Annotated in this window: 16 protein-coding genes, 1 pseudogene and 1 other annotated feature; all 17 genes and pseudogenes read right to left on the reverse strand. The window is 33.7% G+C overall.

The genetic code is table 11. The annotated features are described in order from the left end of the window. Nucleotides 1–2,681 (reverse strand): DNA-directed RNA polymerase subunit beta (gene rpoB, locus IDG60_RS11710; RefSeq protein WP_206160728.1); only part of this gene is annotated, 2,681 nt, incomplete at its 3' end. A gap of 214 nt (nt 2,682–2,895) precedes the next feature. Further along, nucleotides 2,896–3,504 (reverse strand): class I SAM-dependent methyltransferase, encoded by a 609-nt coding sequence (locus IDG60_RS11715; RefSeq protein ID WP_000020304.1) that lies wholly within the window; start codon nt 3,502–3,504, stop codon nt 2,896–2,898. A gap of 174 nt (nt 3,505–3,678) precedes the next feature. Beyond that, nucleotides 3,679–4,047, reverse strand: coding sequence for a 50S ribosomal protein L7/L12 (rplL, locus tag IDG60_RS11720; RefSeq protein WP_001273586.1), 369 nt, complete (start codon nt 4,045–4,047; stop codon nt 3,679–3,681). 42 nt (nt 4,048–4,089) lie between these two features. After that, entirely contained in the window at nt 4,090–4,590 is a 501-nt protein-coding gene (rplJ, locus tag IDG60_RS11725; protein WP_001273087.1) for a 50S ribosomal protein L10, read from the reverse strand. Nucleotides 4,591–4,627: 37 nt separating this feature from the next. After that, nucleotides 4,628–4,774, reverse strand: a sequence feature (ribosomal protein L10 leader region). Between the two features lie 87 nt (nt 4,775–4,861). Further along, nucleotides 4,862–5,554 (reverse strand): 50S ribosomal protein L1, encoded by a 693-nt coding sequence (gene rplA, locus IDG60_RS11730; protein WP_001074619.1) that lies wholly within the window; start codon nt 5,552–5,554, stop codon nt 4,862–4,864. Nucleotides 5,555–5,761: 207 nt separating this feature from the next. Then, the gene (gene rplK, locus IDG60_RS11735; RefSeq protein ID WP_001085792.1) at nt 5,762–6,184 is read right to left on the reverse strand and encodes a 50S ribosomal protein L11; all 423 of its coding nucleotides are present in this window, start codon (nt 6,182–6,184) and stop codon (nt 5,762–5,764) included. Nucleotides 6,185–6,364: 180 nt separating this feature from the next. Beyond that, the gene (nusG, locus tag IDG60_RS11740) at nt 6,365–6,913 is read right to left on the reverse strand and encodes a transcription termination/antitermination protein NusG (RefSeq protein ID WP_001288302.1); all 549 of its coding nucleotides are present in this window, start codon (nt 6,911–6,913) and stop codon (nt 6,365–6,367) included. 12 nt (nt 6,914–6,925) lie between these two features. Beyond that, nucleotides 6,926–7,108 (reverse strand): preprotein translocase subunit SecE, encoded by a 183-nt coding sequence (gene secE, locus IDG60_RS11745; protein ID WP_001074473.1) that lies wholly within the window; start codon nt 7,106–7,108, stop codon nt 6,926–6,928. Between the two features lie 55 nt (nt 7,109–7,163). Continuing rightward, nucleotides 7,164–7,307 (reverse strand): 50S ribosomal protein L33, encoded by a 144-nt coding sequence (rpmG, locus tag IDG60_RS11750; protein ID WP_001788193.1) that lies wholly within the window; start codon nt 7,305–7,307, stop codon nt 7,164–7,166. A 114-nt stretch (nt 7,308–7,421) separates the two neighbouring features. Beyond that, nucleotides 7,422–7,991, reverse strand: coding sequence for a sigma-70 family RNA polymerase sigma factor (locus IDG60_RS11755; protein ID WP_000872882.1), 570 nt, complete (start codon nt 7,989–7,991; stop codon nt 7,422–7,424). Between the two features lie 80 nt (nt 7,992–8,071). Beyond that, nucleotides 8,072–8,596 carry an NYN domain-containing protein gene (locus IDG60_RS11760; RefSeq protein WP_000664737.1) on the reverse strand — a complete coding sequence of 175 codons (525 nt, stop codon included), beginning with the start codon at nt 8,594–8,596 and terminating at the stop codon, nt 8,072–8,074. Then, nucleotides 8,596–9,342, reverse strand: a complete 747-nt coding sequence (gene rlmB, locus IDG60_RS11765; RefSeq protein ID WP_000390332.1) for a 23S rRNA (guanosine(2251)-2'-O)-methyltransferase RlmB — start codon at nt 9,340–9,342, stop codon at nt 8,596–8,598. Before rlmB ends, IDG60_RS11760 begins: the two co-directional genes overlap by 1 nt. A 7-nt stretch (nt 9,343–9,349) precedes the next feature. After that, nucleotides 9,350–9,754, reverse strand: a complete 405-nt coding sequence (locus tag IDG60_RS11770; protein WP_000370182.1) for a Mini-ribonuclease 3 — start codon at nt 9,752–9,754, stop codon at nt 9,350–9,352. Next, nucleotides 9,747–11,147 carry a cysteine--tRNA ligase gene (cysS, locus tag IDG60_RS11775; protein ID WP_000631969.1) on the reverse strand — a complete coding sequence of 467 codons (1,401 nt, stop codon included), beginning with the start codon at nt 11,145–11,147 and terminating at the stop codon, nt 9,747–9,749. The genes IDG60_RS11770 and cysS overlap by 8 nt, the downstream gene beginning before the upstream one ends. Further along, nucleotides 11,131–11,778: a serine O-acetyltransferase gene (cysE, locus tag IDG60_RS11780; protein ID WP_001805237.1), complete on the reverse strand. Its 648-nt coding sequence runs from the start codon at nt 11,776–11,778 to the stop codon at nt 11,131–11,133. The genes cysS and cysE overlap by 17 nt, the downstream gene beginning before the upstream one ends. A gap of 422 nt (nt 11,779–12,200) precedes the next feature. Then, entirely contained in the window at nt 12,201–13,655 is a 1,455-nt protein-coding gene (gltX, locus tag IDG60_RS11785; protein WP_001283792.1) for a glutamate--tRNA ligase, read from the reverse strand. 556 nt (nt 13,656–14,211) lie between these two features. Next, nucleotides 14,212–14,334 (reverse strand): annotated as a pseudogene (locus tag IDG60_RS11790) (PIN/TRAM domain-containing protein); the annotation flags it as partial.

The raw sequence follows: 14,334 nt of genomic DNA on the forward strand, positions 1-14,334 counted from the left end.
CGATTGAATACTTTTACATCAAGAACGATACCGCCAGCGCCGTGAGGTACACGTAATGAAGTATCTCTAACTTCACGTGCTTTTTCACCAAAGATTGCATGTAACAATCTTTCTTCGGCAGTTAACTCAGTTACACCTTTAGGCGTTACTTTACCAACTAAAATATCTCCATCTTTTACTTCTGCACCAATATAAACGATACCACGATCGTCTAAGTTCTTAAGTGCACTTTCAGAAACATTAGGAATATCTCTTGTGATTTCTTCAGGTCCTAACTTAGTATCACGTGCTTCTGATTCATACTCTTCAATATGAATAGAAGTATACACGTCATCTTTCACAAGTCTTTCACTCATGATAACGGCATCCTCATAGTTGTAACCGTCCCAAGTCATGAAACCAACTACTACGTTTCTACCTAATGCCATTTCTCCTAATTCCATAGATGGTCCATCTGCTAAAATCTCGTTATACTCAACAACATCTCCAACTGCAACGATTGGACGTTGGTTGTAACATGTACCTGAGTTTGAACGTTTAAATTTAGCTAATGGATAGCGATCTAATTCACCTTCATGCTCAACGCCGTTCTCTTCAACTAGACGACGTACAAGAATTTCATTAGATTCAACATGTTCAACACGACCTCTGTGCTTAGCTGTAATAGCTGCACCAGAATCACGTGCTGCAACGTGTTCCATACCTGTTCCAACAAATGGTGCTTCTGGATTCATCAAAGGCACTGCTTGACGTTGCATGTTCGCACCCATCAATGCACGGTTTGAGTCATCGTTTTCTAAGAATGGAATACATGCTGTCGCTGCTGAAACAACTTGCTTCGGCGATACATCCATATAATCCATTTTTTCTTTAGCCATAACTGTATTGTTACCACGGAAACGACATACAACTTCATCATCCATGAAACGACCATTTTCATCTAATTTAGAGTTTGCTTGTGCTACAACATAGCTATCTTCTTCGTCAGCTGTTAAATAGTCAATTTGATCAGTGATAGCATGTGTATCTAAATCAACTTTACGATATGGTGTTTCAATAAAGCCGAATTCATTTACACGTGCATAACTTGATAATGAGTTAATCAATCCAATGTTTGGTCCCTCAGGTGTTTCAATTGGACACATACGGCCATAGTGAGAGTAGTGAACGTCACGTACTTCCATTTGAGCACGTTCACGTGTTAAACCACCAGGTCCTAATGCTGATAGACGACGTTTAGGCGTTAACTCAGCTAATGGGTTTGCTTGGTCCATGAATTGTGATAATTGAGAGCTACCAAAGAATTCTTTAATAGATGCAATAACAGGTCGAATATTAATTAATTGTTGAGGTGTGATAGACTCAGTATCTTGAATTGACATTCTTTCACGTACAACTCTTTCCATTCTTGATAAACCGATACGGAATTGGTTTTGTAGTAATTCACCTACAGAACGTAAACGACGGTTACCTAAATGGTCAATATCATCTGTATATCCAATACCGCTTAATAAGTTAAAGAAGTAACTCATTGAAGCAATGATATCTGCTGGTGTAATGCATTTAACTTCTGAGTCAGGGAAAGCATTACCAATTACAGTTGTCGTACGACCTTCATCATCGTTAGGAACATATACTTTAATTGATTGAATTTCTACTGGCTCGTCTATAACGCTACCATGCAATTCAAACACTTCGCTGTTTGCATTTGATTCAAGTACATCCATGATTTCGTCGATTTTACGACGATCAAGCACTGTACCTTCTTCAACTACAATTTCACCAGTTTCAGTATTTACAATTGGCTCAGCTAATTTTTGATTAAATAAACGATGTTTTAAATGTAATTTTTTGTTTGTTTTATAACGACCCACGCTTGCTAAGTCATAGCGTTTTGGATCAAAGAAACGTGAATACAATAGACTTTTAGCATTTTCAACAGTTGGTGGTTCACCTGGACGTAAACGTTCATAGATTTCTAATAACGCTTGTTCAGTGTTTTCAGTGCCGTCTTTCTCTAAAGTATTACGTAAATATTCATTGTCACCTAAAAGGTCAACAATTTCTTGGTCACTTGAGAAACCTAATGCACGTAACAATACTGTTAATGGTAGTTTACGTGTTCTATCAATACGTACGTATACAACATCTTTAGCATCTGTTTCATATTCTAACCATGCACCACGGTTTGGAATAATTGTTGCATCATAGTTTTCACGACCATTTTTGTCGATTTTTTCATTGAAATAAACGGATGGTGAACGAACTAATTGAGATACGATTACACGTTCTGCACCATTGATAACGAACGTACCTGTATCAGTCATTAATGGGAAATCACCCATAAAGACTTCTTGTTCTTTAACTTCTCCTGTTTCTTTAATGATTAGACGCACTTTTACACGAAGAGGTGCAGCATAAGTAGCGTCACGGTTTTTAGATTCTTCTAAATCATATTTTGGTTCTCCTAAACGGTAATCCACAAACTCTAATGACAAATTACCAGTAAAATCTTCAATTGGAGAAATGTCTCTAAACATTTCGATTAAACCTTCTCTTAGGAACCACTCGTAAGATTTAGTTTGAATTTCTATTAAGTTTGGTAATTCTAATACTTCTGAAATTCTCGCGTAGTTTCTACGTTTACGATGTCTTCCATATTGGACAACTTGACCTGCCAAACAGATTCACCCCTCAAAAATTATGTGATCCGCTTTTAGCTAAATACCATAAGCATATTAATAAAAAGACAAAAAGAAAACGGCAACACTAATGATGACACCATTTTCGATTCTATATTTATTCTTAATTAACTTATCTATTTAACGTAAAAGTACACACTTATTGAACATAAATTTTTACATTATATAACTATAACAGAATATCCATTTCATTTCAAGCTTTTATACTTCTCAGAATGTAATATCCTTTATCTTTATTTACCACTTCTACATTTCCAAAAAGTTCATTCATTCTTTTCTTTGCAGATGGCATACCTTGCTTCTTCTGAATTACAACGAATAGTTCACCGTTCGAGTCTAATCTATGTAATGCTTGCTCGAATATACGATGCACGGTTTCTTTCCCTGCTCTTATTGGTGGATTGGTTAAAATAAAATCAAAACTTTTGTCTTCCACAGCAGACAAAGCATCACTTTCCTTTACGATCACATTATCAATACCATTTAATTTTTTGTTTTTTTCAACTAAGGCTAGCGCTCTGTGATTAACATCTAGCATTGTAATTGAATGATGTGGTGATACTTTAGCAATCATCAAACCAATTGGTCCGTAACCACAACCAACATCGGCAATTCGCTTACTTGGACCAGGTGGATGCGCTTTTAAAAAAGTTTGAACAAGAACATCTGAACCATAATCTACTTTATCTTTCGAAAACACTCCGTTATCAGTTATTAAATCAATTTTATGATGGTTTAATTGATATTGAATACGTTGTTCATTGCTAATTACACTTGGATCTTCATCGTAATAATGACTCATTATTCCACCTCATCTTCACTTTGTAACTCGTCATTATAATTATAACATTTCACTCAGTCTTTAAATGAATAAAACCCCGTTATCAAAATAACGGGGTTTTAACTTCTCAAAGAATCATTATATTATAGCAATACTTGCTATAAAACTTTGATTATTAAGTTTAAGATACTTGAATTATTTTAATTCTACAGTAGCTCCAACTTCTTCTAATTGTTCTTTAAGTTTTTCAGCTTCTTCTTTAGGTAAAGCTTCTTTGATTACTTTAGGAGCTCCGTCTACTAATTCTTTAGCATCTTTTAATCCTAAACCAGTTGCTTCTTTAACAGCTTTAACAACTTTGATTTTAGATGAACCAGCTGAAGTTAACTCAACGTCAAATTCAGTTTTTTCTGCTGCAGCGTCAGCGCCACCAGCTGCACCTGCTACTGCTACTGGAGCAGCTGCAGTTACACCAAATTCTTCTTCAATTGCTTTTACTAAGTCGTTTAATTCTAATACTGACATTTCTTTAATCGCTTCAATGATTTGTTCATGATTAGCCATTTTATAATTCCTCCATTATTTTTAATTTTTTTACGCTAAAAATTATTCAGCGCTTTCTTCTTTTTGTTCTCCAATAGCTTTAACCGCATAAGCGAAGTTGCGTACAGGAGCTTGTAATACTGATAAAAGCATAGATACAAGACCATCGTGTGAAGGTAATGAACCAACAGTTTTAACTTCTTCTGCTGTAATAACATTGCCTTCCATAACGCCTGATTTAATTTCTAATGCTTCATGATCTTTAGCAAATCCAGAAATTACTTTCGCTGCAGCTACAGCATCTTCACTTGAAGTTGCAATAGCAGTAGGACCTGTTAAGAATTCATCTAAGCCTTCGATACCAGCTTTTTCAGCTGCACGACGTACCATAGTGTTTTTGTATACTTTATACTCAACACCAGCTTCACGTAATTGTGAACGTAAGTCAGTAACTTCAGCTACTGTTAATCCACGATAGTCAACGATTACTGTTGAAACTGAATTTGATAGTACCTCAGCAATTTCATCAACTAGTTGTTTTTTAGCTTCAATGATAGCAGACATTCAGACACCTCCATTTAAATTTTTGGTGCTTTTTTTAAAATTAATAAAAAAAGCACTTTCTACCCACGGCAAAAAGTGCTTGAAAGATCATAGATCATCACGTTCAAGTCAATTTTAGCCTCGGCAGGATAAATTTTAAGTTATAAATAACTCCTACTGTCTTAGGTAAAATAATCACAATAAGTAATATAACTTGGAAATTACTTATTGTCAATATATTTTTACAGACTGAAAGATATTTCTTTCAGCCTGTAATTGTTTATATCATTTATTATTTGAAACTTGCAGTATCAATTTTAACTCCAGGACCCATTGTTGTAGTTACAGCAACAGATTTGAAGTATGTACCTTTAGCAGATGATGGTTTAGCTTTAGCTAATACATCTTGTAAAGTATTGAAGTTTTCAATTAATTGTTCATCAGTAAATGAAACTTTACCAATTGATGCATGTACGATACCAGCTTTTTCAGCACGATATTCTACTTTACCAGCTTTGATTTCTTCAACAGCTTTTTTAACATCCATTGTTACAGTTCCAGTTTTAGGGTTTGGCATTAAACCTTTTGGTCCTAATACACGACCTAATTTACCAACTTCACCCATCATGTCTGGTGTAGCAACTACTACATCGAAGTCGAACCAACCTTGTTGGATTTTTTGAACGTATTCTGCTTCACCTACATAGTCAGCACCTGCTGCTTCAGCTTCAGCAATTTTGTCACCTTTAGCGAATACTAATACACTTTGTGATTTACCAGTTCCGTTTGGTAATACAACTGCACCACGGATTTGTTGGTCATTTTTACGTGTATCAATTCCTAAACGGAATGCAACTTCAACAGAAGCGTCAAAGTTAGCAATGCTTGTTTCTTTAGCTAATTTAATTGCTTCTTCAACACTGTAGTGCTGAGTACGGTCAACTTTACTAGCTGCTTCTTGATACTTTTTACCTTTTTTAGCCATTTATAGTTCCTCCTTTAGTGGTTTTAGCGGAATTTCCTCCCACATTACTTGCTATATGCAAGTTAAGAGCAGACAACAGAAGAATTAATCTTATGAATAAATCAATCATTAATCTAGTCATTCAGATTATATTTATAATTCATCATTATTATCTCTGTTATCTGCTTCATCGTTTAAATCATGTAATCAAATTTAATATTCGTAAAATTATTCTACAACGATACCCATACTACGTGCAGTACCTTCGATAATACGCATAGCTGCTTCTTCGTCAGCAGCGTTTAAGTCTTGCATTTTGCTGTTAGCAATTTCGCGTACTTGATCTTTAGTTACTGTAGCAACTTTAGTTTTGTTTGGTTCGCCTGAACCTTTTTCAATACCAGCTGCTTTTTTAAGTAATACTGGAGCCGGTGGAGTTTTTGTAATAAATGTAAATGAACGATCTTCATAAACACTGATTTCTACCGGAATAATTAAACCTGCTTGATCTTGAGTACGTGCATTGAACTCTTTACAGAATCCCATGATGTTCACACCTGCTTGACCTAATGCTGGACCAACTGGTGGTGCTGGATTCGCTTTACCTGCAGGAATTTGTAATTTAACAACTTTATCTACTTTTTTAGCCACGATGTGCACCTCCTTGATATCGTGATGTGGTCACAGGGCTCAGTTTTGCCCTCCCACTCTTAACATTTCGTGACGAAATGGGCGCTCTAAAAGCGCGACCACATAATTTTAACACTTTTCTAATTAAAAAATCAATACTCTTTTTTATCTTTTGGTTAGTTTAATAACTTTAATTGTTAATTAAAGCTTTTCTATTTGATCGAATTCAACTTCTACTGGTGTTTCTCGGCCAAACATATCTACTAATACTGTTAGCTTAAACTTATCTGTTTCAATTTCTTGAACTTCACCAACTTGATTCGCAAATGGACCTGATTTAATACGAACTTGCTCGCCAACTTCGAGTTCAACATCGATAGTCTTTTCTTTAAGACCCATTTGTTTTAAGATGAAGCGAACTTCTTCTGGTAACAATGGATTTGGCTTAGACCCTGCACCTGCAGAACCTACAAAACCAGTAACGCCTGGTGTATTTCTTACCACATACCATGATTCATCTGTCATGATTAATTCCACTAAAACATATCCAGGGAATGTTTTTTTAACAGTCGTTTTAGCTTTGCCATCTTTTACTTGAGTTTCTTCTTCTTCCGGTATGACTACTCTAAAGATTTGTTCAGTCATATTCATAGATTCTACTCTTTTTTCTAAATTCTTTTTAACTTTATTTTCATATCCAGAATATGTATGCACTGCATACCAACGCTTTGCGCCAACTTCTTCAGACATGTCTTCACTCCTCTAACCAAATAATAAATTTTTCAATGCTGTAATTCCTAAATCTAAGGCATAGAAAAAGACTAAGAAGAATATAACAGTAGAAACTACAATTACAGTATATTTAAATAGCTCTTCTTTCGTCGGCCAACTTGTTTTTTCCATTTCAGACTTAACGCCTTTAAAGAAACTTTCTTTTTTAGCCATCTGCTCAACCTCCAAATCCTTTGAACATATTATCAAAGTATTATTTCGAATGTATTTATTTCGATTCTTTATGAATTGTGTGCGCGTTACATTTTGGACAATATTTCTTTAAGGTTAATCTTGTTGCCGAGCCTTCTTGCTTAGGAACATTATAATTTCTATTGCCACAAGCTTCACAATTTAAAGGTATTTTTCTCACAATAATTCACCTTTATTCATTATAATACCAGTATACTATACATAAAATTTATAACAAATGTCAAACCATCAGTAAGTAACACGTTATAATTCAATTCACGTCCTAAGGCGCTTTTCAAATCATTTTGAAATAACGTTTTATTTTATTTTTACATCGTTGTATGGCATTATAAATCACTTTCTCTTTTACATGCATCAATTGAGCAATTTCTCTCGGCTTATATTGTTCACACATTAAATACATGACATCTTTTTCAAATGCACTCAAATACTTAAACTGACAAATCAACTCTTTAATTGCTAATTTATTCAAATAATTGTTTTCAACATCAAAACGCTTTATTGCACATGGATACGTAACTCTATATTCATTAATCAAATTATCCATTCTTTTATTTGTAGCTAAATATTTTCTCAAATAATCATACTTTACAGACGTAATTAAACATTGAACATAATTTGTGAAAGGCTGCTCTCCACTAAAATCAAATGTTTGGACCGACCTATACATCCGTATAAGTATTTCTTGATATAAGTCTTCTAAATCATAATGATTAAATCCAAATGTTTTGATGCGTCGAATAATTAATGGTTGTAGATCCATTACTAACTTTTCGAAGTCTTTATCATTTATTGAATTGTTACGTTTGATTGTACTGTCTTGAGTTGTCAAATCATATTTCAAGTATTAAACTAACCCCTTCTATCTAAAATTTAAGGTTAGTTTAATATTGTTACATTCAAAATTTCAAGATGACGGAAATGTCATTTCTTATGATGTCCTCTTCGTATTTTTTCAAATTCTGCAAGGATTTCAGAAGATAACGGAATTCGAGTTCTTGGCTTGTTTTCACTTATATCATCTAATGATTTACTCACATCAATTTCATTTTCTTTTAAATCTCTCCACATTTCGCGAGATGATATTCTATATGCACCTGATCCAAAGATAGCATGTTGCTCACTCATATCACTTGTTACAACTGCAATATGCTTAGTATGCTTGTCATAAAGTTCATAAACATAACGTTCTATGAAACTATCAGCTGTTTCTTTTTCCTTGGTAAAAATCGTTTTAACGCCATGATACATGTATTCTCTTTCAACACCCGATTGGTCATAAGCATCGAAAACACAAATAATTTCATCTGAAATAACTGCATTATAATTTGCAATTGCATCTATTAATTGCATTCTAGCTTCTTCTAAATTCTCTTTTGCAATGGCGCTTAGCGTTGGTGATTGTCCTATCATATTGTATCCATCAATGATTAAGTAACGTTCTTTCATTATATTTCTCCAACATCATGTCTTTTTCGAAATACTTCGTACATCATTAAACTTGCTGCAACCGAAGCATTCAAACTGTTTACATGTCCAACCATTGGAATCTTAATATAAAAATCGCATTTATCACTTACTAGGCGACTCATACCCTGTCCTTCGCTACCAATTACAATAGCCAATGACATGTCCGCTTCTAGATTTCTATAATCTGTTGCATTATTAGCTTCAGTGCCAGCTACCCAAAAGCCATTATCTTTTAGTTCATCGATAGTTTTAGCTAAATTTGTCACTCGAATAACTGGTACATGTTCAATTGCACCTGTTGAGGCTTTTGCAACTGTTTGCGTTAGTGTAACTGAACGACGTTTAGGAATAATAACACCATCAACTCCCGTTGCATCGGCTGTTCTTAAAATTGATCCCAAGTTATGCGGGTCTTCTAAGCCGTCTAATATAAGTACTGTCGATAAACCTTCTTTTTCTTTTTGCTGTTTTAAAAATTGATCGAAGTCAGCATATTCATATGGTGCAATAAGCGCTGCAACACCCTGATGTGGTGCATTTGCTAAAAAATCTAATTTAGATTTTGGTACAGTTTGAACAATGATTTTTTGATCTTTTGCATTTTTTAAAATTTCATTAATTTGTTGCTTTTTAATACCTTCTTGAATCAATATCTTATTTATCGGATGCCCAGTAATAATCGCTTCTCTAACAGCATGCCTACCAACAATAACCGTATCTTCCACATCGTCACTACCTTTCGTTTACTATTGTTATTATTTTATTTAATAATGCCTCTAATCGTTCTTCTCTTTTTTCTAAATAAAGAAAACCTATCACTGCTTCTATCGCTGAACTTTTACGATATGTTTGAACATCAGTGTTTTTAGCTTTAGTATGACTTTTCGCGTTACGCCCTCGCTTCAAAATATCCATTTCTTCGTCTGTAAACCATTCTTGCTCCATTAAATATTCTAACGTTTGCGCCTGACTTTTGGCAGATACATATTTTTTAGACATTTGATGTAGTTTATTAGGCTTACTTTTAAGCTTTAAAACGATATAGGTACGTACATATTGATCTAAGACTGCGTCTCCCATATATGCTAAGGTCAATGGATTCAATAATTTAATGTGATTATCTTGTTGATTATCCACGTTTAAATCTAACCCCTTGAGGTGTGTCTTCTAATATAATGTTTTGTGATTTCAGCATGTCTCGAATCTCATCTGCTCGTGCAAAATCTTTGTTTTTCCTTGCTTCATTACGCTCTTCGATTAATTTTTCAACATCTTCATCCAATAATTCATCTGCATTTTTAGATTTTAACGGTACACCTAAAACATCGCTGAAAATTTGATAAACTGCTTTAAATTTATCAATTACTTCTGTTGATGTTGTGTTCTCTAGTACATATTTATTCGCAAGTTTTGCTAAATCATACCAAGCTGTAATTGCATTAGCTGTATTAAAATCATCATTCATAACTGTTTCAAAACGATTTAAAATCGCATCAATTTGATCAATATATGTCTGTTGATTTTCAATATTAGTAGCAATTTGTGCGCGCTCTTCAATTAATTGATAACTATTGCGAATACGCTCTAGTCCACTACGTGCTGATTCTACCAATTCTAGATTATAGTTAATTGGGCTTCTATAATGTACGCTAATCATAAAGAATCTTAGTACATCTGGATCAACTTCTTTAATAATATCGTGAACTAAAATAAAGTTGCCTAGTGATTTACTCATTTTTTCATTATCAATATTAATGAAACCATTATGCATCCAATAATTAGCAAATGGCGCATGATTATGTGCTTCTGATTGTGCTATTTCATTTTCATGATGTGGAAATTGTAAATCTGAACCACCCGCATGTATATCAATTGTAGGTCCTAGCTCATGAAATGCCATTACAGAACATTCTATATGCCATCCTGGTCTACCTTCACCAAATGGGCTATTCCAACTAATCTCGCCAGGCTTCGCTTTTTTCCACAATGTAAAATCAAGTGCATCTTCTTTATGCTCTCCTGCATCTATACGAGCACCCACTTTTAAGTCATCTATGGATTGATGACTTAATTTACCATAACCTTCAAATTTACGTGTTCTAAAGTAAACATCGCCACCACTTTCATATGCATAACCTTGATCCACCAAATCTTTAATAAATTGAATAATGTCATCCATATGGTCCATTACCCTTGGATTTGAAGTCGCTTTTCTAACATTTAACGCACCAACATCTTCATGAAAAGCAGCGATATATTTTTCTGCAATTTCGGGAACAGACTGATTTAATTCTTGAGAACGTTTAATTAATTTATCATCTACGTCTGTAAAATTTGATACATATTCTACATTATATCCTTGGTATTCAAAGTAACGTCTCACTACGTCATAATTAATTGCTGGTCTTGCGTTACCAATATGAATGTAGTTATATACAGTAGGACCACATACATACATTTTTACTTTCCCTGGTTCTATAGGCTTGAACACTTCTTTTTGACGTGTAAGCGTATTATATAATGTAATCATCTTGAATCTCTCCATTCCTAGTCTTTTCAAGTTGTCGTTCTAAATGCTTAATTTGTTCATAAATTGGATCAGGTAGATGGCGATGATCAAATGTTTTTCCAACTCGAACACCATCTTGCTTAACAATATGTCCTGGTATACCAACAACCGTTGAATAACTTGGAACTGATTGTAAAACAACTGAATTTGCACCAATATTTACATTTGAATTTATTTTAATATTTCCTAAAACTTTCGCACCGGCTGCTATTAAAACATTGTCTCCTATATCTGGGTGTCTTTTCCCTCTTTCTTTCCCTGTCCCACCAAGTGTCACGCCTTGATAGATTGTCACATTATCACCAATTGTACATGTTTCTCCTATTACAACGCCCATACCATGATCTATAAATAGACGCTTTCCAATTTTAGCACCTGGATGGATTTCTATACCTGTGAAAAATCTTGAAATTTGAGATATCGCGCGTGCTGCAACATATTTTTTTTGGTTGTATAACTTATGTGCAATCAAATGACTCCAAACTGCATGTAAACCTGCATACGTTGTAATGACTTCTAATGTTGAACGTGCCGCTGGATCCTGCTCAAATACCATTTTTATATCGTCTCTCATTCTTTTTAACAAGATCATTTCCTCCTCAATGATTGAACTACGTAAATACATAATTGAAGTACCTGCGAAATTAAATATCAAAAAAGCACCACTAACATACAAATTGTATTGTTAGAGGCGCTTCCGCACGGTTCCACTCTGAATTTAGCGAATAACATTAATAATATTGCGGGCGCTTCCAAATTATCAAGGAAACTAAGTCAACTTAATGCTCATCACTCTCATTATATATTTAATTCATTTTACGAAGGTGCATTCATTAATTTCTACGTTGTACTCACAGCAACCGTACACTCTCTGCATCGTATAAATTTAATTACTAATCCTTCGTTTTATATAAAATACTTTATTCATATTGTTGTAATTTGTTAATACAACTTTATCATATGTGGTTACGTTATAAAATTCAAGTATATACTACCTTGATCTTGTCTATTTCATTACTTATATTGTTTTAAACGGTTTAGCACTTTTTCTTTACCAAGTACTTCAATTGTATTTGGTAATTCAGGACCATGCATTTGGCCTGTTACAGCAACACGAATAGGCATAAATAATTGCTTGCCTTTTATTCCTGTTTCTTTTTGAACTTCTTTAATTGTCTTTTTAATTTCAGCCGCTTCAAATGGTTCAAGTGCTTCTAATTTACTGAATAAGTGCGTCATTAACTCTGGTACTTGCTCTCCATTAATCACTTGTTGTTCTTCTTCACCAAGAGCTGGCATTTCTTTAAAGAACATTTCTGATAAAGGTACAATTTCACCGGCATAACTCATTTCTTTTTGATAAAGCGCAATTAATTTGCGTCCCCAAGATAAATCCTCTTCTGACGGCACCTCAGGAATCAAATTTGCTTTAATTAAATGAGGTAATGCTAATTGGAATACTGTTTCAGTATCTTTTTGTTTCATATATTGGTTATTAACCCATGCTAATTTTTGCTTATCGAAAAATGCTGGTGATTTTGACAAACGCTTTTCATCAAAGATTTTGATAAATTCTTCTTTAGAAAAGATTTCTTCTTCACCTTCAGGAGACCAACCTAATAACGCAATAAAATTAAATAACGCTTCAGGTAAATAACCTAAGTCACGATATTGCTCAATAAATTGTAAAATTTGCCCATCACGTTTACTTAACTTTTTACGTTCTTCATTAACAATTAATGACATATGACCAAAACGAGGTGGCTCCCAGCCAAATGCTTCATAAATCATAATTTGTTTAGGCGTGTTTGAAATATGATCATCACCACGAATTACATCTGAAATTTGCATGTAATGATCATCTATAGCTACTGCAAAATTGTACGTTGGAATGCCATCTTTTTTTACGATAACCCAGTCACCAATACCATTTGAATCAAATGAAATATTTCCTTTTACCATATCATCAAATGAATACGTTTGGTTTTGAGGTACTCGGAAACGAATTGATGGTTGGCGTCCTTCTGCTTCAAATTGTTGACGTTGTTCTTCAGTCAAATGCGCATGTTGACCACCATAGCGAGGCATTTCACCACGAGCGATTTGCGCTTCACGTTCAGCTTCTAATTCTTCTTCTGTCATATAGCATTTATATGCTTTATCTTCTGCTAGTAACTGATCTATTAATGGTTGGTAGATATGTTGACGTTCAGATTGACGATATGGTCCGTAGCCATTGTCTTTATCTACAGACTCATCCCAATCTAATCCTAACCATTTAAGATTATCAAATTGTGATGTTTCTCCATCTTCTAAATTACGTTTTTTATCAGTATCTTCAATTCGAATCACAAAATCTCCGTTGTAATGTTTAGCATACAAGTAATTGAATAATGCTGTTCTTGCATTACCAATATGAAGATAACCAGTTGGACTTGGTGCATATCTTACTCTTATACGATCGCTCATTTTTTTCACTCCTAAATTAAATATCAGATTTTCAAGTTAGTTCATATAAATTATTCATTTGCTATCTTCGACCGTCATAACAAATGTCTAACTCGTCTTATTGTTAAAACGAAACAATGCTTTTTAACATGACCTTAAAATAATTTCATTGTTTAATCATAACATAATTCACTGGGTAATATGCTTAAATTTTAAATAGAAAGCAGTTGTTTTTTCAACACTTTAAAAAAGCTATCCCTAAGAATCAAGACTGCACTACATAAGCATTTCAACGACTTAAAAATGAATATTATGTACTGTAAAATTAAACTTCAAATTAACTATTCAAATACGTTAAAATTGATTCTAATTTTGTATGTCTTGATTGCTATAAGAATAACTTTATTAATATCTAAAATTTAACACTTAATGAACTTGTTTCAATGATATATTAGCACTATTTGTATTTTTTGATAACTGATATGTTTTGCATTTATTTATAGTTATACTTCAAATTACAAACTTCGCCATTTCATATACCTTTTAATATCTATTTTGTTTTCGTCAACTACAGTTTTTATAATGATACTGTATCTTCGATTTTTTTAGCAAAAACAATTCTTCCTGAAGATGTTTGCAATAAGCTGACTACTTCTAAATTGACATGACTGCCAATAAGATTTTTAGCATTATCAACAAC

The organism is Staphylococcus sp. EG-SA-2 (assembly GCF_017152085.1).

Coding starts and splice junctions, on each gene's coding strand:
- IDG60_RS11715 (WP_000020304.1), bottom strand. CDS start 3,504: ATGAGTCATTATTACGATGAAGATCCAAGTGTAATTAGCAATGAACAA.
- secE (WP_001074473.1), bottom strand. CDS start 7,108: ATGGCTAAAAAAGAAAGTTTCTTTAAAGGCGTTAAGTCTGAAATGGAA.
- rplJ (WP_001273087.1), bottom strand. CDS start 4,590: ATGTCTGCTATCATTGAAGCTAAAAAACAACTAGTTGATGAAATTGCT.
- rplA (WP_001074619.1), bottom strand. CDS start 5,554: ATGGCTAAAAAAGGTAAAAAGTATCAAGAAGCAGCTAGTAAAGTTGAC.
- IDG60_RS11760 (WP_000664737.1), bottom strand. CDS start 8,596: ATGAAAGAACGTTACTTAATCATTGATGGATACAATATGATAGGACAA.
- cysE (WP_001805237.1), bottom strand. CDS start 11,778: ATGATCTTGTTAAAAAGAATGAGAGACGATATAAAAATGGTATTTGAG.
- cysS (WP_000631969.1), bottom strand. CDS start 11,147: ATGATTACATTATATAATACGCTTACACGTCAAAAAGAAGTGTTCAAG.
- nusG (WP_001288302.1), bottom strand. CDS start 6,913: ATGTCTGAAGAAGTTGGCGCAAAGCGTTGGTATGCAGTGCATACATAT.
- gltX (WP_001283792.1), bottom strand. CDS start 13,655: ATGAGCGATCGTATAAGAGTAAGATATGCACCAAGTCCAACTGGTTAT.
- rplL (WP_001273586.1), bottom strand. CDS start 4,047: ATGGCTAATCATGAACAAATCATTGAAGCGATTAAAGAAATGTCAGTA.